We start from the raw sequence: 21,610 nt of genomic DNA on the forward strand, positions 1-21,610 counted from the left end.
ACTCCTCACTGATCTTTCGCAAAGGCGGCCGCGGCACGCTCGAGATAGGGCCATGCCACATCCGGAGCGACGCCGCCACAGAGCGGGTGCAACGGCAGCAGCCGGCCACCGCGCACGTAGGCGATCGCCTCGTCGGGGGTGAAGATCCGGTACGGGCCGCTGTCCGCACGAAGCTCCGCCACGCTCTCGGCACGGGTGATGCTGGCCACCGAATCGTCGTGCGGCCGGTAGGACGCCGCCGTCTTCGCGTCGTGCAACAGGTGTGGCCCGAGCTCCTCCCACGCCTCGTCGATGTTGTCGGCTACGAAAACCGCTGTCGGAGAGCCCGGTTGGGGAAGCTGCATCATCCCGGGTTCGTGTCCGTGCGCGCGGCACCGCTCCTCGTAGTACTCCTTCAGGCCCGGCGAGGCGGTCTGGGCGACGAACCCCAGCCCATGGCGGCCGGCCCGCCGCGCCGCGGCTTTGCTGCCGCCGGCGATCACCACCATCGGCCCGTTTGGCGATCCGCACGGTGGCGTGACGCGGACCGTCCGCCCGCGATATTCGACGGGCTCACCGCGCACCAACGGCCCGAGCACGTCCAGCATCTTGTCTGCGACCCGACCGCGGGTGCTCATGTCGACGCCGAAGTGCTCGTATTCCTCACGTCGATGTCCCACGCCGAACGCGTAGGACACCCGTCCCTTGCTGATCAGGTCCAGCACGCTGATCTCCTCGGCGAGCCGGACGGGATCCCACAATGGCAGCGGCACCGCGGCCAGCAGGATCGCCAACGTGCGTGTCCTGGCCGCTATCGCCGACGCCAGGGTGAGCGGTACCGGCAGGTGACCGTCGTCGGCACCGTGATGCTCGGAGAGCACCGCCAGCGCGGCGCCCCGCGTTTCGGCCCACTCACACATGTCGATGGCCGCGGCGTACAGATCGGTGGCGGGCGCGCCCCAATGCGGGGCGCGCATGTCGAACCTGAGCGTGAACATCAGCGGGCGCCGCGATTGGGCGAGTTGCCCGCCTCTGAGCGACGAACGCGGACCCGAATTGTCGCTCGAAGGCGGGCAAAACACTGGTTGGCCCTCACAGCTGCACCCTAACCTAAGATTTGTTCGTTAAGATAGTGCCCGCTTTCTTAAATCCTTGACCGCACGGATTCGCGGCGGTAGTTTCCAACTCGAACGTTGAGCCGTAACGGCCATACGCCGTTGACGTAAGGGCAACGGCCGCCCCGGCTTTCGTCATGCGCGCGCAACCGAGGAGGACCAAGATGACGGCTCATCGCGTGGTGGTGTGGGCGACCGGTGGCATCGGCTCGATCGCCATCCGCGCTATTTCGCGGCGGCCCAATCTGGACCTGGTCGGCGTGTGGGTGCACTCGGAGGACAAGGTCGGCAAGGACGCGGGCGAACTGGCCGGCGGTGAGCCGATCGGCCTGAACGCCACCAATGACGCCGACGCGCTGATCGCGCTCAGGCCCGACTGCATCATCTATGCGGCAAGCGGTCCGGAGCGCGACGCGCTGGCCATTCCGGATTACGTCAAGCTGCTCGAAGCCGGGATCAACGTCGTGACCACCAGCACCACGCGATTGGTCAACCCGCACGCTTACGAGCCCGCGGAGTGGCGCGACCAGCTGGTCGCCGCGGCCAAGCAGGGCCAGGCGTCGCTGTACGCGTCGGGGATCGAACCGGGCTTCGCCGCCGACTATCTGCCGCTGGTGCTGTCCACCCAGTCGTCGTCGATCGACAAGATCCACTCCTTCGAGATCGGCCTGTACGACGACTACGGGGTTCCCGACATCATGAGCGACGCGCTGGGTTTCGGCCGTCCGCTCGACTACCAGCCCTGGATCGGCTTCCCCGGCGCCATCGCTGGCGAATGGCAAGGCCAGATCCGATTGATCGCCGACCCGTTGGGGGTCGAAGTCCAAGAAGTCCGCGAGGGTTTCGACCGCGCCGTCACCGACCGGACGCTGGAGGTCGCGATGGGCACCGTCGAGGCCGGAACCTGCGGCGCGCTGCGGATGCAGGCGATCGGCGTGGTCGACGGCCGGGAAGCCATCGTCATCGAGCACGTCACCCGGCTCGCGCACGACGTCGCCCCCGACTGGCCCACCGGGATTGGCGATCTGTCCTACCGCGTCATGATTTCCGGCGATCCGGACATCGACTGCACCCTGGCGGCGACGTTGAAGGACCCCACCAAGGCCGGCATCGGCGGGATGACCTCCGGGGCCGGCGCCATGGTCGCCACGGCGATGCGCGTCGTCAACGCCGTGCCGTATGTCGTTGCCGCCCAGCCGGGATTGCTGAGTTCGGTGGATCTTCCGCTGACGATCCCGCAAAAAGCGTTTGTCGGGGGGTAGGCCGCGCCGGTTACTCTGCGGGCGTGACGGTTAATCCGCTCGAGGAATTGACGCTGCAGCAACTCCGGCGTCGCACCAGCATGAAATGGGGCGCGCACCCGGCCGACGTCCTGCCGCTGTGGGTCGCCGAGATGGACGTCAACCTGGCACCGACAGTGGCCGAAGCGCTGCGGAAAGCCATCGACGACGGCGACACCGGTTATCCCTGCGGACACGCGCTGGCGGAAGCCGTCAGCGAATTCGCGGCGCGGCATTGGCGGTGGCATGACCTCGACGTGAGCCGCACCGCGCTGGTTCCCGATGTCATGCTCGGGGCGGTCGAGGTGCTGCGCCTGCTCACCGATCGTGGTGACGCCGTCGTCGTCAACCCGCCGGTCTATGCGCCGTTCTACGCATTCGTGTCACACGACGGCCGCCGCGTCATCGAGGCCCCCCTGGCCGATGGGCGAATTGACTTGAACGCCTTGGAGAATGCCTTCGTTTCGGCGCGCGCGGAAGCAGGAAAGGACACGAAGGTCGCCTATCTGTTGTGCAATCCGCACAACCCGACCGGAGCGGTCCACACCAGCGATGAACTCCGCGCGGTCGCCGAGCTCGCCCGGCGGTTCCGCGTGCGGGTGGTGTCCGACGAGATTCACGCCCCGATCATTCTGCCGGGATCGCGATTCATCCCCTTCCTCACCGTCCCGGGGGCCGAGAACGCCTTCGCCTTGATATCGGCGTCGAAGGCCTGGAATCTGTCCGGCCTGAAGGCGGCGCTGGCCATCGCCGGACCGGAGGCCGCCGCCGACCTGAACCGGATGCCGGAGGAGGTCGGTCACGGACCCAGCCACCTCGGCATCATCGCCCACGCCGAGGCGTTCCGGAGCGGCAGCGACTGGCTCGACGCGACCCTGCGAGGCCTGAACGAGAACCGGGCGCTGCTGGGCGAGCTGGTCGCCGAGCACCTTCCCGGCGTGAAATACCAATGGCCGCAAGGCACTTACCTGGCGTGGCTCGATTGCCGGGAGCTCGGTTTCGACGAAGGAGTCGCCGATGGTCTTGCGGTGGTTGCCGACCTATCCGGCCCGGCCCGCTGGTTTCTCGACCACGCGCGGGTGGCGCTCAGCTCCGGTCATGTGTTCGGAACCGGCGGAACCGGACATGTGCGCTTGAACTTCGCCACCTCGCGAGCGATTCTCACCGAGGCGGTCTCGCGCATGGGCCGGGCCCTGGCCGACGCCCAATAGTGGACCGACGCCGGGCGCAGCGGTTGTCGGCTACGCGGAGACCTCCTCGGCGCCCCGGCCCAAGTTGCGGAACCCTTGTGCGGGCTCCTTCATGCCGAGCGTGAAGGGCAGGGCGTCGAACTCGAACCTCGTCGTCGCGCCGAGCCGGCGCAAAAAGCTGCGCCGCGGCGGCGCGACGGGCACCTGTAACGCCGCAAGGTCGATGTAGTGCGTCGACGTTTCTCCGATTCCGTCGAAGGCGTGCACCAGCGGCACGCACAGTTCGCGCATCGGCTCGTCGAGGCATGCCGCGACGGGATCGGTCATCAGTACGTACTCGGCAACCGGCACCATGTTTTTCAGCATCCGGTGCACCAGAATGACGTCGAAGCCGGCAAGTTCGACATGGCGCTTCACCTTCTGATCCGCCACCTCTCCCACGTGCACGACGAACTTGAGCGACAACTTGTCCAACTGTTCGCAACTCGCGCACTCGCAGGCGATGTCGTTTTTCATCTGCTCGCGCCGCTCCAGGAACGACGCGCGCATTCGTGACAGCCGCTCGCACACCACCACTTTGGCGTGACTGTCCGGCGCACAGAAGAAGGCGGCGTCACCCTCGAGTTTGGCCAGCTTCAAACCCTTGCCGGCATTGATCACCGCCTCCAACAGGGCGGCAACCGTCAGCTGCGCATGGGCAAGGTGCGTCCGATTCCACTGCATGTAATGCGTGTATCCACCGATGTCGGCTATGAGCAGAACTACGCGCCGAATTGCCATGAATAAGTGAGTTTAGTAGGCCACGGTGCCCGGCTCAATGAATCTGCTACTAGACGAACTCGCGTCGGCGCGAGAGGCTTACAGAGGTGCCGGTTCACCGGAGGAGCTGATATGCATGTGCTGCGAACCCCGGACTCCCGATTCGAAAACTTGGAGGACTATCCGTTCGTTGGGCACTACCTTGACGTAACCGCAAGCGACAGCCGGCCGCTTCGGATGCACTACCTCGACGAGGGCACGGTCGAAGGGCCACCGATCGTCCTGCTGCACGGCGAGCCCACGTGGAGCTACCTTTACCGGACGATGATCCCGCCTCTGACCGACGCCGGGAACCGCGTGCTCGCGCCCGATCTGATCGGTTTCGGCCGTTCGGACAAGCCCAGCCGGATCGAGGATTACACCTACCAGCGGCACGTGGAGTGGATGGTCTCGTGGTTCGAGCATCTCAACCTCAGGGACGTCACGTTGTTCGTGCAGGACTGGGGATCGCTGATCGGACTGCGTATCGCCGCCGAGCAGTCCGACCGGGTCGGACGACTGGTGGTGGCCAATGGTTTCCTGCCCACGGCACAACGGCGCACCCCGCCCGCTTTTTACGCCTGGCGTGCCTTCGCGCGCTACTCCCCCGTCCTGCCCGCGGGCCGCATCGTCAGCGCCGGGACTGTTCGCCGAGTGCCGTCGAAAGTGCGGGCCGGCTACGACGCGCCCTTCCCGGACAAGACGTATCAAGCCGGGGCCCGAGCGTTCCCCCAGTTGGTGCCCACCTCGCCCGCGGACCCGGCGATTCCGGCCAACCGAAAAGCATGGGATGCCCTCGGTCGCTGGGAAAAGCCGTTCCTCGCCCTCTTCGGAGCCCGCGATCCCATCCTCGGACAGGCCGACAGGGCCCTGATCAAGCACATTCCGGGCGCCGCGGGACAGCCACACGCCCGCATCAACGCCAGCCACTTCATCCAAGAGGACCGCGGCCCCGAACTGGCCGAGCGGATCCAGTCGTGGCAACAGGCCTGGCTCTGAGCGAAGGTCAGCGGGTGTTGACCAGCCGCACCAACCCGCGCATGGCCGCCCTGTCGGCGGTGTGACGCGCTCTATCGAGGGCCGAGCCGGGCTTGGGCGGCGAGGCGGAGCCGAGCCGCGGGAACAACGCGAGCGCCGCGTCGCGGTCGTTCGCCGCGCGGGCATCCGGTCGCAGGCCCGAGTAGGTCTCCAGGCCGGCGGCGCCCGGCGTCGACACCGAAAGTATGGCGGCGGCGACGTTCAGTTCCGCCATGGTCTGCAACGACCCTCCGGGCTCTAGGCGGGCAGCTCCCTGCCGCCGGCCTCATCAATCCTGGCTTTTCGCAGCAGGTCTCGATAGAACGACGGGATGGCGTGATGATGAGTGTCGATCCGCAACAATGTTGCCTGCTCCTTGGAGAGACCGCTGCCGACTCGACGAACCCCCGGCGCGACATATCGGAATATCCTGCCAGAAACGCAGTTCGAACGGTTAACGCGCTCGGCCATGCGTCGCCGCTCGACCGGGCGGTGACTTCAGCGGGTAACCGCGAGTACGGCTTCCGCCAGTTCGGTCCGGCACACCACAAGGTCCGGCAACTTCGGGTCGGGCTGGTTGTACGCCAATGCGGACCCGTCGATGCGAGAGGTGTGCAACCCCGCGGCCCGGGCCACCGCCACCGGCGCGGCGGAGTCCCATTCGAATTGACCGCCGGCATGTACGTACACATCGGACAGCCCTTGGACGATCGAGGCGACCTTGGCTCCGGCGGAACCCATTTCGACTAGAACGCCGTCCAGCGCATCCCGCACGTTCAAGGCGATTGCGGGTGGACGAGTACGCGACACCACGATGCGTGGCTTGCCCGGCACGGCAGGAGGCGAATCTATGTCGGGAGTTCCCAGTGTGATGCCCTGGGCCGGTAGCGCCACTGCGCCGGCGACCAGCTCACCGGACTGCCAGAGTGCGACGTGCACCGCCCAGTCGTCGCGTCCAAGCTCGGAGAATTCCCGCGTGCCATCGAGCGGATCGACGATCCAGACGCGGTCCGAGCGCAATCGAACCGGGTCATCGGCGCCCTCTTCGGACAGCACCGCATCTTCGGGTCGCTCTGCGTCAAGGGCCTCCATGAGGAAGTCGTGGGATCGCTTGTCTCCCGCGGCTTTTCGGTGCGCGGCTGCCGCGTCGGCGAATTCTTCTCGAACCCCGAGCAGCAGCTGACCTGCCTTGGTGGCCAACCGCGCGGCCAGATCATGGTCATTCATCGGCAACTCCGGGAACCCTCAAAATGTTGGTAGTGATGACCAACTTTACCCTGTCTTGCCGTTTCGCGGTCACCACCCCAGCGGAAAATTTCATCCGTAATCTGGTGACCGTGAGCGGCAACGCCAACGTTTCCTTGATGAGGCGGTTGCGGCACACCTCGCGGGGGCGTGTGATCGGGGTCGCCATCGTGGTGGCCGTGGTGCTGGTCGGGGTCCTCATCGTGGTGGGCGTGCAGCTGACCCACGGCCAGCAGGGCGCGACGGCGCCCGGCACTTCGCCGTCGCCCGCGGCGCCGGAGAGCTTCGCCATTCCCGGCTGCTACAACCCGTCCGTTCCGCCGGTCGCGCGCCCGAAGCGGCTCAACGTGTTGGGCTGCGCCAGTGTGGCGGTTGCGCTGCAGGACATGTCGTGGAGTTCGTGGGGACCGCAGGGCGCCGACGGGACCGGCACGGCGTTGTTCAAGCTCTGTGATCCGAATTGCGCGGCGGGATCTCAGCTGACCGAGCCGGTGATCGTGCACGCCTGGAATCCACAGCCGCCGCGGCGCGAGGCCATCTGCCAGGTCGGCTTGCAGATTTTCGCCGACATGATCCTGGCCTTCCCCAAAGGCGTTCCACCACCGAACGTGCAGAAAATGAACACCCTGTACAACGGAAAGCCGGCCGTGCATTTCGCCAACTACTCAAGTGGCGACACGGGCGGCACTCAATTCATCGGCTACACATTCTGTAACTAGCGGGTGCGAACTGTCTTGCGGTGGCTCACACCTCGATGACGACAGCGCCACCCTGGCCGCCGCCGGCACACATGGCCGCGACACCGATGCCGCCGCCTCGCCGGGCTAGCTCGTAGGCCAACGTGGTCACCATGCGCGCACCGGAGGCCGCGATCGGGTGCCCCAGGCTGCAGCCGCTACCGGAAAAGTTCACCTTCTCCTCGTCGATGCCGTATTCGCGGCACGCCGCGATGGGCACGGAAGCGAAAGCCTCGTTGATCTCCCACAGCGCGACGTCCTCGGGCGTCAGGCCGGCCCGCTGCAACACCTTCCCGATGACCTTGACGGCGCCGAGGCCGCAGTCGCGGGCCGGTACGCCCGCGGCGGCCCAGGCCCTGACCGTGCCCATCACGTTGAGCTTCTCGGCCTGGGCGTAGTCGCTGTCGACGAGCGCGACGGCGGCCGCGGCGTCGTTGGTGCCGCTACTGTTGCCCGCCGTAATCGAAAAGCCCTCGATCTCGGGGTGCAGGACCTTGAGGCCGGCCAGCTTCTCGACAGTGCTGTCGCGACGCGGATGCTCGTCCACGGCGAACTCGGTGACCGAGCCATCGAACTGGGTGATCTTCAGCGGCAGGATCTCATCGGCGAACTTGCCGGCGTCTTGGGCCGCGACGGCGCGCTGATGCGAGCGGGCCGCCCATGCGTCCATCTCCTCGCGGGTGATGCCGACCGCCTGCGCGGTATTCCAGCCCACGGTGATCGACATGTCCTTGGCCGGCGCATCCGGAGTCTCCACGTGCGTCGGCGGCATCCAGCGCTCCTCGAACTTCAGCTCGGGGCCGGGAATCCGCCAGTTGGTCAGCGGCGTCATCGATAGCGACTGCACGCCGCCCGCGATGAGGACGCGCTCCATGCCGGAACCGATCTGCGCCGCGGCGTTGCCGATGGCCGTGAGGCTACCCGCGCAGTGCCGGTTGACCGACTGCCCGGGAACGTGTTCCAGGCCCGTCGCAGTCGCCGCATAACGCGCCAAATCGCCGCCACCGTAATGCGATTCGGCGAAGATGATGTCGTCGATGTGTGCGGGGTCGACGCCCGACCTGCGGACGACCTCGGGAAGCACCGCGGTGATCAGGGTCTCGGGCGGCGTGTTGACCAGCGTCCCCTTGAACGAACGGCCTATTGCGGTCCGGACGGCTCCGACAATGACGGGTGTTCCCATGTTCTCAACCTCGTTGTTGTGGGCGCTCAGACGCCGCGAATCGTATCAAATACTGTATTGACAATAGTAATGGTCTAAGTTCAGGAGGCCGGCTCCTGTGACGGCGCTAACAATTAAGCGGTTCGGGTAAACACGGAGGCCAATCCGTTGAAGACCAAGGGTGCGCTGGTCTGGGAACTGAACGAGCCATGGTCGGTCGAAGAGATCGAAATCGGCGAGCCCCGCCACGGCGAGGTGATGGTTCAGCTGGAGACCGCCGGGTTGTGCCACTCCGACCACCATCTGATGACGGGCGACTTCCCCATTCCGAGTTATCCGGTGCTCGGGGGTCACGAGGGCGCCGGCGTCATCACCGAGCTCGGCGAGGGCGTCGAGCATCTGGCCGTCGGCGATCACGTCGTCATGTCCTTCATCCCGTCCTGCGGAAAATGCACGCCTTGCCAGACCGGGCTGCGCAACCTTTGCGACCTCGGCATGGGCCTGCTGTCGGGTCAATCGGTCTCCGACGGATCGTTTCGGGTCACCACGCGGGGCCGCAACGTCATCCCGATGTCGCTGCTGGGCACCTTCGCGCCCTACGTCGTGGTGCACCAGACGTCGGTGGTCAAGATTGATCCCACGATCCCGTTCGACGTGGCCTGCCTCGTGGGCTGCGGGGTGACCACCGGCTACGGCTCGGCGGTGCGCAGCGCGGCGGTCTCGCCGGGTGAGGACATGGCGGTCATCGGCATCGGCGGCGTTGGTGTCGCCGCGCTGCAGGGCGCCCGCCTCGCCGGGGCCCGCCGCATATTCGCCGTCGACCCCTACGAATGGAAGCGCGAGCAAGCACTCAAGTTCGGTGCCACAGCGGCTTTCGCGGACGTCGGTGGCGCCGCGGCAAGCATCGCCGAGGCGACGCGAGGAATGATGTGCCACAAGGTAATCGTGACCGTGGGGCACGTGGAGGGCAAAGACGTCGAGTCGTGGATGGGGCTGACGGCCAAGGGAGGTGTCTGCTGCCTCACCGGCATGGCCAGCGTGATGGCCAACGATGTCACCCTCAACCTTGCGGGGCTGTCGCTATTGCAGAAAAGCTTGCAGGGCAGCATTTTCGGCGGCGGCAACCCCCAGCACGATATCCCGGCGATTCTCGAGCTGTACAAGCTGGGGCAACTCAACCTCGACGACATGGTCACGCGCGAATACACCCTCGAACAGATCAACGACGGCTATCGCGACATGCTCGAGGGCCGCAACGTGCGCGGCATCATCCGCTATACCGACGCTGACCGCGGGTAATCGGCGGCTGCATTGGCACAATGACCCCACGACAACCAGAACGCTCGCCGCCCCGGACGCCACCCAACAACTCGCCTACCGTGTGACCCCCAGCAGGGGACACCGCGTGGCTCGTCGCAGACATGGACCATCGTGGCGCTGGTGATGGGCCCGGCGCTGATTCTGTGCGTGATTGGAGCGCGGATCTTCCCGGGTTCGGTCGGCGCATTGATGCTGGGGCTGATGTCGGGTTCGCTGTGGGGACTGTTTTCGGTGTTGACCAAAGGTGTGGTCGACCAACTCGATCGCGGCATCCCAGCCTTATTGCGCGCACCCGAGTTGTACGTGTGGGTGGTAGTCGCGATCGCGGCTACCGCTTGGGAACAGTCGGCATTTCGGGCCGGGTCACTCACCGCGTCGCTGCCGGCTGTCACCGTCGCCGAGCCCATCGTCGGATCGATGCTGGGCGTCACCGTGCTGGGAGAGACGCTGCACACCAACGACCTAGGCTGGATGGCCTTGGGCTTGCCGGTAGGCCTGATGGCGGCGGCGACGGTGGCGCTGGCCCACAGCCAGGCCAGTGACGCCCCGTCCACTGACGAAAATCACGGTCCCGCAACGGAACGCACCTGAGTTCAGATCATGCGTGAGCCGACCCGGTGCGCGGTGCCGTCGGGATCGACATAGGCGAATTCGCGCAAACCGTATGGCGTGTCCTGCGGCGCGACCAGGCGGCCACCGAGGTTTTCCAGCGCTGCCCACTCCGCATGAAGGGCGTCGGCATCACTGACGTAGAAGTAGACGCTGGCCGCGGTGCGTAAGGGGTCGTGCTCGGCCCATTCGGTGAGGTGGATCGACACCGACCCGCGCTCGGCAAATCCGTACCGTTCGGGTCCTTCGTATGCGTGGACGTCGAAGCCGAGCCGATGGTACCGGCCAAGTGCGACGTCCAAGTCGCGAACGGGGACGATCGGAGATACGGAGGTGAAGTCGACCGCGGGCACACAGCGAAGATAACCCAACCACGGCGCGAAATCCCAATAACCTTCTGCCGTTTACCTATTGACGGTAGCCATCCGCGACGACACGAGCGTAGGCTCTGGCGGCCGAGACGGTCCAACGATCGATTTCAAGCCGCATGACGCCGCAGTACTCCGTTTCGGGGTAGGTTGTCCGCGGGTTCGGTCGTACCGCCTTGAGGAGGGATACATGAGCACATCGGAAAAGGCGTCCACGCCGCGCGCCGGGCAGCCGATAATCCACCTCTCCCAGCTGTTGCGTGCGCCCGTGCTGGCGCGTTCCGGCGAGACGGTGGGCCGGGTCGAGGACGTGATCGTGCGGCTGCGCGGCACCGAAGAATACCCGTTGGTGGCCGGGATTGTCGCGGGGGTCGGCGGACGCCGGGTCTTCATCGGCGACAAGACAATTGACGGGTACTCAGTGGACCGAGTTCTGTTGACCAAGAACAAGGTTGACCTTCGCGGGTTCGAACGCCGCGAGGGTGAAGTGCTGCTGCGCACCGACGTGTTGGGCCACCGGTTGATCGACGTGGCCACCGTCGAGCTGGTGCGCGCCTACGACGTCGAGCTCGAACAAACCGGCCAAGGCTGGATGGTTACCCGCCTGGACACCCGCCGTCCACCGCGATTGTTCGGGCTGATCAAACATTCGGGCGGGCATGCATCTCGTGATTGGAAGGCATTCGAGCCGCTGATCGGCCACGCCCGTTCCGACGCGGTCCGACGATTGTCGGACCGGTTCGGCGAGCTCAAGGCCGCCGAGATCGCCGATCTTCTCGAGGAAGCGGACAAGGCCGAGGGCGGCGAGATCCTCGACCGCGTGCACAGCGACCCGGAGTTGGAAGCCGACGTTTTCGAAGAACTCGACCCGGAAAAGGCCAGCCGGCTGCTCGATAACATGCCGGACAACGAGGTCGCCGCGCTGCTTGGCCGGATGCGCGCCGACGATGCCGCCGATGCGATCGTCGACCTGCGCCAGTCCCGGCGCCGGCGCGTTCTCGAGCTGATGCCCGCTCCGCAGCGCACCAAGGTCATCACCTTGATGGGGTTCAACCCCGAGAGCGCCGGCGGGTTGATGAATGTCGACTCCGTGACATGTTCACCCGCTGCCACGGCGGGCGAGGCGTTGGCGTTGATCGCCGCATCGCACAGCATCCAGCCGGAAGCGCTGATCAAGGTGCACGTGCTCAACGAGGACAAACGTCTTGACGGCGTCGTATCAGTGATCACCCTGCTGCAGGTCGATCCCGCCGAAAAGCTCGGAGCACTAATGGATTCCGACCCGGTGCGGGTGAACGCCGACGCGGATCTGACCGATATCGCGTTACTGATGGCCGATTTCAACCTCTACTCCATACCCGTGGTCGACGAGGAGGACCGCCTCCTCGGGGTGGTCACCGTCGATGACGTGCTGGAGGCGACCATTCCCGAGGACTGGCGGCGCCGCGAGCCCGCGCCCCGCCCCATCCGTGAAATCGCCGCCGACGACGACCGCGGCGCACCGCCGACTGGCGGTAGCCCGCAGTGAGCTCCGGCGGCGAGAACACCACCCAGGCCGATGCGCAGGGCGTCGACGTTCAGGGCTCCCAGCCGGCGCAGACGCGGCGCACCGCCGTGCTGGACAGCGCGCATGTCGGTGATATCGAGGGCGCGTTCGGGCGCATCAGCGTCGGAGAGACCGAGCACGCCCGCACCTGGCGGACGCGGCTGCTGACCCTGCTCGCGATCGTCGGGCCCGGAATCATCGTGATGGTCGGCGACAACGACGCGGGCGGGGTGGCCACCTACGCCCAGGCCGGCCAGAACTACGGCTACTCACTGCTGTGGGTGTTGCTGCTGCTGATCCCCGTGCTCATCGTCAACCAGGAAATGGTGGTCCGGCTCGGCGCGGTCACCGGGGTCGGACACGCCCGACTGATCAACGAACGCTTCGGCCGCGGCTGGGGCTGGTTTTCGGTCGGCGACCTGTTCCTGCTCAACTTCTTGACGATCGTCACCGAGTTCATCGGTATCACCCTGGCCGCCGAGTACATCGGCGTCTCCAAATACGTTGTGGTACCGATCTCGGCGGTGGCGTTGGTGGCGATCATGGCCAGCGGCAGCTTTCGTCGATGGGAGCGGGCCATGTTCGTGTTCATCGCCGTCACGCTGCTGCAGATCCCGATGCTGTTGATGTCACATCCTCAGTGGATGCATGCGGCGAAGTCCTTTGTGGTGCCGAGTATTTCGGGCGGTATCAGCTCGGATGCGGTGTTGCTGATCATCGCCATCGTCGGGACCACCGTCGCTCCGTGGCAGCTGTTTTTCCAGCAGTCCAACGTCGTCGACAAGCGCATCACCCCCCGGTTCATGGCCTACGAACGCGCGGACACCGTGCTGGGCGCCTTCGTGGTGGTGGTCGGTGCCGCCGCGCTGGTGATGACCGGTGACTGGGCCGCCCGTTCGACCGACACCGTGGGCGGCTTCACCGACGCCGGCGCCATCGCGCATCTGCTCGGTCAACACCGCGAGACGCTCGGCTGGATCTTCGCGATCGTGCTGATAGACGCGTCAATCATCGGTGCCGCCGCAGTCACCCTGGCCACCAGTTACGCCTTCGGCGACGTCTTCGGACTGAAGCACTCACTGCACCGGGGCTTCGCCGACGCCAAACAGTTCTACCTGTCCTACACCGCAATGGTGGTTCTGGCCGCCGCGATCGTCCTGATTCCGGGTGCCCCGCTCGGGCTGATCACCACCGCCGTGCAGGCCCTCGCCGGTTTGCTGCTGCCCAGCGCCAGCGTGTTCCTGCTGCTGCTGTGCAATGATCGAGAAGTGTTGGGCCCTTGGGTAAATCGGCCCTGGCTTAACTGGGTCGCCGGGTTGATCGTGGGTACGCTGCTGCTGCTGTCGGGCATCTTGATGGCCACCACCTTGTTTCCCAAGATCAATGTCGTCGCTGTTTCCGGCTACCTGGTGATGGCCATGGTCGTATTCGCCGTCGCGGGTGCGCCCGCGCTGCGCTGGATGGGCCGCCGCCAACCCGCGCGACCCGTTGTGCAGTTCCCGGCCCGGGGTGTCGACCGCAGCACCTGGCGCATGCCACCGCTGACGCTGCTCGAGCCGGTCGTCTGGTCGCCCGGCACCCGTCTGGGCATGATCGCGCTGCGCACCTATCTGGTCGCCGGCGCGCTGCTACTCGTGGTCAAAGCCATCCAGCTCAGTCGCTGACCGCTTGCACCCGGCGAGCCACCTCGCCGTACCGCTCGAAGCGCTCCAGATCGGCGAGGGCGTTGTACATCACCAATCGTGTTGCTGTTCCGGCGTATTTGTCGACCAACGCGTCGGCCAGCCCATCCCAGGTCGACTCGGTCGCGAAGACTGCGATGTGATCGTCGCTGACCTGCGCGGCCATCCCGGCGAAGTCGCCGGCCTTCTGCTTCTCCCGGATCCGGGCGGTCGTGCCCTCGAAACCCGCCTCATCCCAGATGAATGCGTAGTTGGGCGTGCTGCCGTAGAAGGCCATGCTGGCGCGCACGACTTCACGCTGCTTGTCGAGCTCTTCGTCGGTGTCGCCGACGACGGTCATGACGGGCACGATGATCGCGATGTCCGACGGCGTACGGCCGGCTTTCGCCGCCCCTTCGGCGACCGTCGGCAGCACGTGCCGGGCCAGGTAACCCGGTTCGCCGATCGGGTGGACGTGAAGCCCGTCGGCCACTTCGCCCGCCATCCGTAGCATCCACGGATTGACCGCCGCGATATCGACTTTGGGGTCCGGAGCCTCGATGGGTCCCGGACTCCACTGCGGGGTGATGAAGTCGAGATCGTAAAAGTCGCCGTGGTGATCGAGCGTCCCTGACCGAAACGCCGCGAAGCACGCCTTGACCGCGAGCAAGTAGTCGCGCAACCGAGGCCCGGGCCGCTCGAAGGCCGTGCCGTAGCGCCGCACCACATGGGTGCGCACCTGCGTTCCCAGGCCCAACCGAAACTTCCCCTTGGTGGCTTCCTGCAGTTCCCACGCCGCGGCGGCGGTAACGAAAGGGCTGCGCGGAAAGGCCACCGCGACGCCCGTCGACAATTCCAGGTCGGGTGCGGCCTGCGATGCGACGGCGGCATTCAGGTACGCGGTGCGGCCGGTCTCGGTGAACAACAGACCGGAGAATCCGGCGGATTGGGTCCGTCGGGCAAGGTCACCGATTTGGCCGAGCGGCTGGGGAGTCGTCATCGCGTCGACATGCATGGTGGGAGCGTACGTCGAGCGATAGCGCGAACGAGTCCGGACGCGTCGGCGCGAGGTCGCCAGCCGGGTGCGGCGAATCAGCGTTTGGTCGGCCGCCGGCTCACCGGGGCGGTGAAACCTTCGGTGTCATCGAAGAATGCCCATTGCCCGTCGTCGTTGACCTCCATGCGCCAACCCAGCTCGGTATCGCCGCCGACCTCGTTGACGAACCAGGCATGCGCGGCCTCGGCATAGGCAAAATTCTTCGTCGCGACGACCCGACCACGTGGGTCGAGAACGCGAAACTCAGGCATGGGATCTAATTATCCCTGCCAGCGAGTCTTGAATCGCTGAAATCGCTTATTTGCCGATGAACGCCCGGTTACACCGTGCGGGCCAGCCGGCCGGCGAGAATCTCGGCAAACCTCGCCGGATCGTCGAGCGCGCCGCCCTCGGCAAGAAGCGCTGTGCCGTATAGCAATTCCGCGGTCTCCGCGACCGTGGGATCGTCGCTGCGGTCCTGGTGCGCTTGACGCAGGCCGATGACGAGCGGGTGGTTGGGGTTGAGTTCGAGGATCCGCTTCCCCACCGGAACGGCCTGCCCGGAAGCGCGGTACATGCGCGCGAGCGCCGGCGTGATCCCGAAGGCGTCGGTGATCAGGCAGGCGGGCGAGTCCGTCAGACGGTTGGACAGCCGAACTTCCTTGACGTGGTCGGTCAGGGTCTCCTTCAGCCAGTCGAGCAGGTCGGCGAATTCATTCTGCTGCTCCTCGCGCTCGGCCTCGCTCTCGTCGCCGTCGGCGCTGAGGTCCACCTCGCCCTTGGCGATGGACTGCAGCGGTTTGCCGTCGAACTCCGTCACGGTCCCGACCCAGACCTCGTCGACCGGGTCGGTGAGCAGGAGAACCTCGTAGCCCTTGGCCTTGAACGCCTCGAGATGCGGCGACTTCAGGATCTGCTGACGCGACTCGCCCGTGGCGTAGAAAATCTGGGTCTGGCCCTCTTTCATGCGCTCCACGTACTGGGCGAGCGTGGTGGGTTCCTCCTCGCTGTGCGTCGATGCGAATGAGGAAAGCTGCAGCAGCGTCTCCTGGTTGTCGAAGTCGTTCAGCAGGCCCTCCTTGACGACCCTGCCGAATTGGGTCCAGAAGGTGCGATAGTCGTCCGGGCGCTCGGACTGCAGATCCTTGATCGTGGAGAGAACCTTCTTGGTCAACCGGCGCCGGATTGCCTTGATCTGCCGGTCCTGTTGCAGGATCTCGCGCGACACGTTGAGCGACATGTCCTGCGCGTCAACGACGCCCTTGACGAAGCGCAGGTATTCGGGCATGAGCTCGTCGCAGTCGGCCATAATGAACACGCGCTTGACGTAGAGCTGGATCCCCGTCTGGGCGTCCCGATTGAACAGGTCGAACGGGGCGTGCGACGGGATGAACAGCAGCGCCTGGTACTCGAACGTCCCTTCGGCCCGCATCGCGATGACCTCGAGCGGGTCGTCCCAGGCGTGCGCGATGTGCTTGTAGAACTCCTTGTACTCCTCCTCGGAGACCTCTTCTTTGGGCCTGGCCCACAGGGCCTTCATCGAGTTGAGGGTCTCGGTCTCGATCGTGACCGTCTCCTCGCCGCCCTCCTCCGCAGCGGGCGTGCTTCGCACGACCTCCATCCGGATGGGCCATGCGATGAAGTCGGAGTACTTCTTGACCAGGCTCCTGATCTTGAACTCCGCGGTGTAGTCGTGCAGCTCGTCCTCGGCGTCCTCGGGCTTGAGGTGCAGGGTGACCGAGGTTCCCTGCGGGGCGTCGTCGATTGACTCGATGGTGTACGTGCCCTCGCCGCTCGATTCCCATTTGGTGGCGTCGCTCTCGCCGGCCTTGCGGGTGAGCAATTCGACCTTGTCGGCGACCATGAAGCTCGAATAGAAACCGATTCCGAACTGACCGATGAGTTCCTCGGAGGCCGCGGCGTTCTTGGCCTCGCGCAGTTGTTTGCGCAGCTCGGCGGTGCCGGACTTGGCCAGTGTGCCGATCAGATCGACCACTTCGGCGCGGGTCATCCCGATGCCGTTGTCGCGGATGGTCAGCGTGCGCGCATCCTTATCGACATCGATCTCGATGTGCAGGTCGGAGGTGTCGACGTCGAGGTCCTTGTTCCGGAACGCTTCAAGCCGCAGCTTGTCCAAAGCATCCGAAGCGTTGGAGATCAACTCTCGCAGGAACGAGTCCTTATTGGAGTAGACGGAGTGGACCATCAGGTCCAGCAGCTGCCGAGCCTCTGCCTGAAACTCCAACTGCTCAACGTGCGCGCTCATGAGATTCCCTTCGACAACATGACGTCCCAAATTTACCGAGCCACCGACGAGTGGTGCGCGGTAACCCCGTGCTCTCCCGGGGTGACCGGCTCTAGGCTGAACGGATGTCTGTTGCTCAACGCGAACGTGCCGCCCTTGTGGAAACCATGCGCGGCGTCGGGCCGGATGCGCCCACCCTGTGCGAGGGATGGAAGACGCGGGACTTGGCCGCCCACCTGGTGATCCGTGAGTACCGGCCCGACGCGGCGCCCGGCATCCTGATCCCCTTCTTCGCCTCCCACACGGAGAAGGTGCAGAACCAGGTCGCCGAGCGAAACGGGTGGGAGGAGCTGATTGGCAAGCTCGCCGCCGGCCCGCCGGTCTACTCGCCGCTCAAACTGCTCGACCCGGTGGCCAATGTGGCCGAGATGTTCATCCACCACGAGGATGTGCGCCGAGCGCAGCCGGGCTGGCAGCCGCGCTCTCTGGAGCCCGCACTGTGCAAGATGTTGCGCCGGACCCTGCCGTTGATGGCCCGGCTGACACTCGCCAGGACGCCAGGCCGGGTGGCCTTGCGTACCACGGAGGGCAAGACGGTGCTCACCGCTGGGCAGGGGCCGGCGGTGACGGTGACCGGGGCGCCCGAGGAGCTACTGCTGTTCTCGGTGGGGCGACAGGCCCAGGTTGAATTCGACGGCGACGCCGCCGCGGTGCAGGCCGTCCGGGATGCGCCCAAGGGGTTGTAGGTGTCCGGCGGCCGCTCGCGAGCCGTCCCGCAGGCATAACCGCATTCCGACACTTGCTAGCGCATGCGCTATCAACCCTCAGGTGGTCTGAATGTCCCACAGGCCTCGCGGACACCCGACGGCCTCACGCGGTTTCACCCAAAGGCCTCGCGTAGCTCCTTCTTGATCACCTTGCCGAATTGATTGCGCGGCAGCGTTTCGACGATGACCAGGCGCTCGGGGTGCTTGTATCGGCTGAGGCCCCGTAATTGGCAATGTCGCACAAGGGATTCCAAAGACACCTCGCCTGCGGTGACGGGAACCACGACGGCGCAGACGCGTTCGCCGGTGCGCATGTCGGGGATGCCGATGACGGCGACGTCGGCGACGGCGGGATGGGTGGCCAGGGCATTCTCAATTTCCTGAGCCGAGATGTTCTCCGCATTGCGGATGATCGCGTCCTTGGTACGGCCCGTGACGCGGACGTTGCCGCTCGCATCGATCAGGCCGAGATCGCCTGTGCGCAGCCAGCCGTCGCGGTCGAAGGCGTCAGCGTCAAGCGTCGGGTCGGCGTAGCCGAGGAAGCACTGGGGTCCTTTGAGCCGCAACTCTCCCTCCTGTCCGGCGGCCAGTTCGACACCGTGGCCGTCGACCACTCGCACCTCGACCCCGCGCACCGGCGGGCCGACCGTATGATCGAGCACCTCGGGCGGCGCGGTCAGCGAGGGCGAGGTTGCGCACGGAAACTCCGTCATCCCCCAGGCATTCGCGATGCCGGCCAGGCCAAACGTTTCGCGAACCTGACGTCCCAGCTCGGCGGTGACGGGCGCGCCGCCGGCCAGGCAGCCCCGCACGGACGGAAAAAGCGGCTGATCGCCTTGAGCGCGTTGAGCTTCGAGGAATGCGACAAAGAATGGGGTCGCCGTACCGAGGAACGTCGGATTGTGCGCGGCGATGGCCCACGGTGTGGTGGCCGGGTCGAACGTCTCGAACAGGACCAACCGCATGCCGGTCAGCAGCGCGGTGGCCAGCATCGCGGCCCCACCGATGTGGGCGATCGGGAAGGCGACCGGATCCACGTCGCTGCTGTTGGCGCCCACCATGCCCACCACTCCCGCCGAGCCGGCGATGACCGAGGTGTCGGTGTGACGGATCCCTTTGGCAGCCGCGGTGGTTCCCGAGGAGTAGTAAATCCAGCGAGCCTCATCGGCGGAACTTGGTGGCGCCGGGAGGGCCTGCACGGCGGCGCCGGGCAGCCGCAGCTCACCGGCGGCCGGCGGTGTTGCCAGGTCGAGGGCGATGACTTCGAAGCCCCTGTCCGCCGCCAATGCCCGGGCCAGGTCGCCGTATTCGAAGCCGCGCCAAAGCTGCGGCACCACAAGGAATTCGGTGTTCAGTTGGTCGGTGATGAAACCAACCTCGCTCTCCCGCAATATGGGGATGATCGGGTTCTGCACCGCGCCGAGCCGGGCGAGTGCGGCCATCACCACCATGGTTTCCAGCGTGGTAGGCAGCTGCCAGGACACGACCGTTCCCGGGCGGACCCCTCGTTCGGCCAGGGCGGCAGCGGTTGCGAACGCGGCGTCGTGCAGTTGACGCGCTGTCAGGCTTCGCCCGTATTCATCGGCGAGCAGCGGCCGGCTCGATCCGCGCCGCGCCGCCTCGGCAATCAAAGCCCAGAACGTCACCGTGCCAATCCCTTTCAACTCACCTGGTCGACGGATCGGTGGAGGGCGGGCGAAATCCCGAGTGCGCGATGGCGGCAGACACGCCGGTACCGATCGGCCCATTCGCGTCCACTAAGACCGCCGAGCCGCTGGCCACCCCGTCGTGACTGTGATGCGTCAGCGAGGCCAACCCGATATGGTCGCCCGCGGGCAGCCGGCTGAGCGTGAGCGTGTAGTCGACGTTGATGAATTGCAGGGAGTTGGTACCCCAGTTGGCAATCGAAGCCGTGATGTCACCGGCCATCGCCACGCGGGTGAAGGCGGTGAGAGGTTCGTCGTCGATCAACGGGCGCGTCTCGTGTATCCACGTGTATTTCGGGCCGTCCGTCTGAGGCCAGTCCGGATCGGGGTTTTGTACCTCGGCGCCCCAGCCGTAGGTTCGCATGAACAGTGTCGAGTAAGCCTCGTCCAGCGGGATCGGTGGCATCTGCACCGATGGCGACCAGACGTGCCCGTCGGGCTGCGCGCCCCGGTGCAGAAAGAGTGCGCTCGCCTGTGCGACCGCCGCGCCGTCCTGGATGATCACAGCTTCGACCAGCCGTAATCGGCGTCGGTCCTGGCGCACCTGCGTGTGCACCTCGAGCGGCTCCAACGCCGTCGGACGGGGCAGATCCACGGTCAACCGTGCCGGCTGCAGTTGCGCATCCTGAGCAGCATCCTCGACCGCCCACGCCAAGAGTCCGCCGACAACGTGACCGCTGAGCGAGGGACCCCACCCGCCACGCGCGAATTTGGTTGGCACATAATAACTGTCGTCGCGCACAAAGTACGGCGCCGGTTCCGCCCATTGAGCTTCATCCGGCACGATATCGGGCTCTGCCACTGCTTGACTCTCCGCGTGAGGGGATTGCGGGCTCGGCTGAGGACCGCAACCGTCGATGTTACAGTTGCGCTTCCAGTCGCCGGAGATGTACCACCCACCACGCCCGGCGGTCAGCTGATTGCGGCGCCCACCAGATGACCGATTACGTAGGTGATCGCCAACGCGAGAGTGCCGCCAATGGCGTTGCGAAGCACCGCTCGGCCCGTTGGCGCTCCGCCCAACCCGGCCGAGACCGCACCGGTAATCACCAGCGCTATAAGTACAGCGGCGACGGTGACGGGGACTCGCCACGTTGCGGGCGGGACCAGGATTGCGATCAACGGCAACAGGGCACCAATCGCGAAAGAGAGCGCCGACGACGATGCCGCCTGCCAAGGATTCGTCAGGTCCTCGGGATTGATGCCCAGTTCGACCTCGGCATGGGCCAACAGCGGATTGTGGTCGGTGAGTTCCTCGGCCACGGTGCGAGCGGTCGCCGGCGTGAGTCCTTTCGCCTCGTACAGCGTCGCGAGCTCGTCCAATTCGGCGACGGGATCGTCGCGCAATTCCCGGCGCTCCTGGCTCAACAGCGCCTTTTCCGTGTCGCGCTGGGTGCTGACGGAGACGTATTCGCCCAGCGCCATAGACACCGCGCCCGCGACCAGTCCGGCGCTGCCCGCGGTCAATATCGGCGCGCGTGCAGCGGTAGCCGCCGCGACCCCCACGACGATGCCCGCTGTGGAGACGATCCCGTCATTGGCGCCCAGGACGCCCGCGCGCAGCCAATTCAGCTTCGACGACACCGAACCGACGTGGGGTTCGTGCGGATGCGACGCACTCGACACGGCCGCAACCATATAGATGGAAACCCTTGCCGACTAGCCAACGTAGCCTTCCCAAACAGCGCCGACGCCGGCTTGGTCCGCGTCAGTTGTGGTGATAATGCCTGGTAAACATGGCGCGACAGACGCGGCGACGCATGGCTACGCGCGGGCGGGTGGTGGCGGCAAACACGTCGGCGGAGGGTCGGCCAAAAGCTCTGCACGGC

Annotated in this window: 21 protein-coding genes and 1 pseudogene; 9 read left to right on the forward strand and 13 right to left on the reverse strand. The window is 65.9% G+C overall.

Features of this window, described 5'->3' with window-relative positions:
- Positions 1-5: 5 nt before the first annotated feature.
- On the reverse strand, positions 6-977 hold the full coding sequence (locus A5753_RS07300; RefSeq protein ID WP_067125064.1) for an LLM class flavin-dependent oxidoreductase: 972 nt from the start codon (positions 975-977) through the stop codon (positions 6-8).
- Between the two features lie 281 nt (positions 978-1,258).
- Here A5753_RS07300 and A5753_RS07305 point away from each other — a divergent pair, with 281 nt between their 5' ends.
- Complete coding sequence (locus A5753_RS07305) at positions 1,259-2,356, forward strand: dihydrodipicolinate reductase (RefSeq protein WP_067125066.1); 1,098 nt, start codon at positions 1,259-1,261, stop codon at positions 2,354-2,356.
- Positions 2,357-2,379: 23 nt separating this feature from the next.
- The gene (locus A5753_RS07310; protein WP_067125068.1) at positions 2,380-3,585 is read left to right on the forward strand and encodes a MalY/PatB family protein; all 1,206 of its coding nucleotides are present in this window, start codon (positions 2,380-2,382) and stop codon (positions 3,583-3,585) included.
- Positions 3,586-3,615: 30 nt separating this feature from the next.
- Here A5753_RS07310 and A5753_RS07315 read toward each other — a convergent pair whose 3' ends face one another.
- Positions 3,616-4,344 (reverse strand): DUF2652 domain-containing protein, encoded by a 729-nt coding sequence (locus A5753_RS07315; RefSeq protein WP_067125070.1) that lies wholly within the window; start codon positions 4,342-4,344, stop codon positions 3,616-3,618.
- A 111-nt stretch (positions 4,345-4,455) separates the two neighbouring features.
- On the opposite strand from A5753_RS07315, the gene A5753_RS07320 reads away from it, so the two are divergent.
- Entirely contained in the window at positions 4,456-5,361 is a 906-nt protein-coding gene (locus tag A5753_RS07320) for a haloalkane dehalogenase (RefSeq protein ID WP_067125073.1), read from the forward strand.
- 7 nt (positions 5,362-5,368) lie between these two features.
- Here the strand turns inward: A5753_RS07320 and A5753_RS25150 are convergent, their stop codons facing one another.
- Genes A5753_RS25150 through A5753_RS07330 form a run of 3 tightly spaced genes read right to left on the reverse strand, consistent with a single transcriptional unit; the run spans position 5,369 to position 6,606 of the window.
- Complete coding sequence (locus A5753_RS25150) at positions 5,369-5,614, reverse strand: hypothetical protein (protein WP_067125076.1); 246 nt, start codon at positions 5,612-5,614, stop codon at positions 5,369-5,371.
- Positions 5,615-5,637: 23 nt separating this feature from the next.
- Positions 5,638-5,850 (reverse strand): hypothetical protein, encoded by a 213-nt coding sequence (locus A5753_RS25155; RefSeq protein ID WP_369829296.1) that lies wholly within the window; start codon positions 5,848-5,850, stop codon positions 5,638-5,640.
- A gap of 27 nt (positions 5,851-5,877) precedes the next feature.
- On the reverse strand, positions 5,878-6,606 hold the full coding sequence (locus tag A5753_RS07330) for a 3'(2'),5'-bisphosphate nucleotidase CysQ (RefSeq protein WP_067125079.1): 729 nt from the start codon (positions 6,604-6,606) through the stop codon (positions 5,878-5,880).
- Between the two features lie 137 nt (positions 6,607-6,743).
- Here A5753_RS07330 and A5753_RS07335 point away from each other — a divergent pair, with 137 nt between their 5' ends.
- A complete protein-coding gene (locus A5753_RS07335) occupies positions 6,744-7,343 on the forward strand; it encodes a hypothetical protein (RefSeq protein WP_369829297.1) in 600 nt (199 codons plus the stop codon).
- A 25-nt stretch (positions 7,344-7,368) separates the two neighbouring features.
- On the opposite strand, the gene A5753_RS07340 is transcribed toward A5753_RS07335, so the two are convergent.
- A complete protein-coding gene (locus A5753_RS07340; protein ID WP_067125082.1) occupies positions 7,369-8,544 on the reverse strand; it encodes a thiolase family protein in 1,176 nt (391 codons plus the stop codon).
- Between the two features lie 147 nt (positions 8,545-8,691).
- Here A5753_RS07340 and A5753_RS07345 point away from each other — a divergent pair, with 147 nt between their 5' ends.
- Together A5753_RS07345 and A5753_RS07350 are read left to right on the forward strand one after the other, a co-directional pair.
- Positions 8,692-9,822, forward strand: coding sequence for an NDMA-dependent alcohol dehydrogenase (locus A5753_RS07345; RefSeq protein ID WP_067125083.1), 1,131 nt, complete (start codon positions 8,692-8,694; stop codon positions 9,820-9,822).
- A gap of 84 nt (positions 9,823-9,906) precedes the next feature.
- Positions 9,907-10,434, forward strand: a pseudogene (locus A5753_RS07350) (DMT family transporter); the annotation flags it as partial.
- Between the two features lie 2 nt (positions 10,435-10,436).
- Here the strand turns inward: A5753_RS07350 and A5753_RS07355 are convergent.
- Positions 10,437-10,805, reverse strand: a complete 369-nt coding sequence (locus tag A5753_RS07355) for a VOC family protein (protein ID WP_197694612.1) — start codon at positions 10,803-10,805, stop codon at positions 10,437-10,439.
- 205 nt (positions 10,806-11,010) lie between these two features.
- Here A5753_RS07355 and A5753_RS07360 point away from each other — a divergent pair, with 205 nt between their 5' ends.
- Positions 11,011-12,348: a magnesium transporter MgtE N-terminal domain-containing protein gene (locus tag A5753_RS07360; protein WP_067125087.1), complete on the forward strand. Its 1,338-nt coding sequence runs from the start codon at positions 11,011-11,013 to the stop codon at positions 12,346-12,348.
- Complete coding sequence (locus A5753_RS07365) at positions 12,345-14,030, forward strand: NRAMP family divalent metal transporter (RefSeq protein WP_067125092.1); 1,686 nt, start codon at positions 12,345-12,347, stop codon at positions 14,028-14,030. The genes A5753_RS07360 and A5753_RS07365 overlap by 4 nt, the downstream gene beginning before the upstream one ends.
- Here A5753_RS07365 and A5753_RS07370 read toward each other — a convergent pair.
- The 3 genes from A5753_RS07370 to htpG all read right to left on the reverse strand — a co-directional run bounded on the left by A5753_RS07370 (position 14,020) and on the right by htpG (position 17,329).
- On the reverse strand, positions 14,020-15,042 hold the full coding sequence (locus A5753_RS07370) for a TIGR03617 family F420-dependent LLM class oxidoreductase (protein WP_067125095.1): 1,023 nt from the start codon (positions 15,040-15,042) through the stop codon (positions 14,020-14,022). The genes A5753_RS07365 and A5753_RS07370 overlap by 11 nt on opposite strands.
- A gap of 77 nt (positions 15,043-15,119) precedes the next feature.
- A complete protein-coding gene (locus A5753_RS07375; protein WP_067125098.1) occupies positions 15,120-15,335 on the reverse strand; it encodes a hypothetical protein in 216 nt (71 codons plus the stop codon).
- Between the two features lie 68 nt (positions 15,336-15,403).
- Complete coding sequence (gene htpG, locus A5753_RS07380; protein WP_067125101.1) at positions 15,404-17,329, reverse strand: molecular chaperone HtpG; 1,926 nt, start codon at positions 17,327-17,329, stop codon at positions 15,404-15,406.
- A gap of 104 nt (positions 17,330-17,433) precedes the next feature.
- Here htpG and A5753_RS07385 point away from each other — a divergent pair, with 104 nt between their 5' ends.
- Complete coding sequence (locus A5753_RS07385; RefSeq protein ID WP_067125104.1) at positions 17,434-18,054, forward strand: TIGR03085 family metal-binding protein; 621 nt, start codon at positions 17,434-17,436, stop codon at positions 18,052-18,054.
- Positions 18,055-18,188: 134 nt separating this feature from the next.
- Here the strand turns inward: A5753_RS07385 and A5753_RS07390 are convergent, their stop codons facing one another.
- The 3 genes from A5753_RS07390 to A5753_RS07400 all read right to left on the reverse strand — a co-directional run bounded on the left by A5753_RS07390 (position 18,189) and on the right by A5753_RS07400 (position 21,407).
- The gene (locus tag A5753_RS07390) at positions 18,189-19,721 is read right to left on the reverse strand and encodes a class I adenylate-forming enzyme family protein (protein WP_197694613.1); all 1,533 of its coding nucleotides are present in this window, start codon (positions 19,719-19,721) and stop codon (positions 18,189-18,191) included.
- A gap of 19 nt (positions 19,722-19,740) precedes the next feature.
- Positions 19,741-20,583: an acyl-CoA thioesterase domain-containing protein gene (locus A5753_RS07395; protein ID WP_067125110.1), complete on the reverse strand. Its 843-nt coding sequence runs from the start codon at positions 20,581-20,583 to the stop codon at positions 19,741-19,743.
- 110 nt (positions 20,584-20,693) lie between these two features.
- Positions 20,694-21,407, reverse strand: a complete 714-nt coding sequence (locus tag A5753_RS07400; RefSeq protein WP_067125330.1) for a VIT family protein — start codon at positions 21,405-21,407, stop codon at positions 20,694-20,696.
- Positions 21,408-21,610: the final 203 nt, after the last annotated feature.

The organism is Mycobacterium sp. 852002-51971_SCH5477799-a (genome assembly GCF_001667145.1).
Lineage (GTDB): Bacteria > Actinomycetota > Actinomycetes > Mycobacteriales > Mycobacteriaceae > Mycobacterium.

Coding starts and splice junctions, on each gene's coding strand:
- A5753_RS07300 (WP_067125064.1), bottom strand. CDS start 977: ATGTTCACGCTCAGGTTCGACATGCGCGCCCCGCATTGGGGCGCGCCC.
- A5753_RS07305 (WP_067125066.1), top strand. CDS start 1,259: ATGACGGCTCATCGCGTGGTGGTGTGGGCGACCGGTGGCATCGGCTCG.
- A5753_RS07315 (WP_067125070.1), bottom strand. CDS start 4,344: ATGGCAATTCGGCGCGTAGTTCTGCTCATAGCCGACATCGGTGGATAC.
- A5753_RS07320 (WP_067125073.1), top strand. CDS start 4,456: ATGCATGTGCTGCGAACCCCGGACTCCCGATTCGAAAACTTGGAGGAC.
- A5753_RS25150 (WP_067125076.1), bottom strand. CDS start 5,614: ATGGCGGAACTGAACGTCGCCGCCGCCATACTTTCGGTGTCGACGCCG.
- A5753_RS25155 (WP_369829296.1), bottom strand. CDS start 5,850: ATGGCCGAGCGCGTTAACCGTTCGAACTGCGTTTCTGGCAGGATATTC.
- A5753_RS07330 (WP_067125079.1), bottom strand. CDS start 6,606: ATGAATGACCATGATCTGGCCGCGCGGTTGGCCACCAAGGCAGGTCAG.
- A5753_RS07335 (WP_369829297.1), top strand. CDS start 6,744: ATGAGGCGGTTGCGGCACACCTCGCGGGGGCGTGTGATCGGGGTCGCC.
- A5753_RS07340 (WP_067125082.1), bottom strand. CDS start 8,544: ATGGGAACACCCGTCATTGTCGGAGCCGTCCGGACCGCAATAGGCCGT.
- A5753_RS07360 (WP_067125087.1), top strand. CDS start 11,011: ATGAGCACATCGGAAAAGGCGTCCACGCCGCGCGCCGGGCAGCCGATA.
- A5753_RS07370 (WP_067125095.1), bottom strand. CDS start 15,042: ATGCATGTCGACGCGATGACGACTCCCCAGCCGCTCGGCCAAATCGGT.
- A5753_RS07375 (WP_067125098.1), bottom strand. CDS start 15,335: ATGCCTGAGTTTCGCGTTCTCGACCCACGTGGTCGGGTCGTCGCGACG.
- htpG (WP_067125101.1), bottom strand. CDS start 17,329: ATGAGCGCGCACGTTGAGCAGTTGGAGTTTCAGGCAGAGGCTCGGCAG.
- A5753_RS07385 (WP_067125104.1), top strand. CDS start 17,434: ATGTCTGTTGCTCAACGCGAACGTGCCGCCCTTGTGGAAACCATGCGC.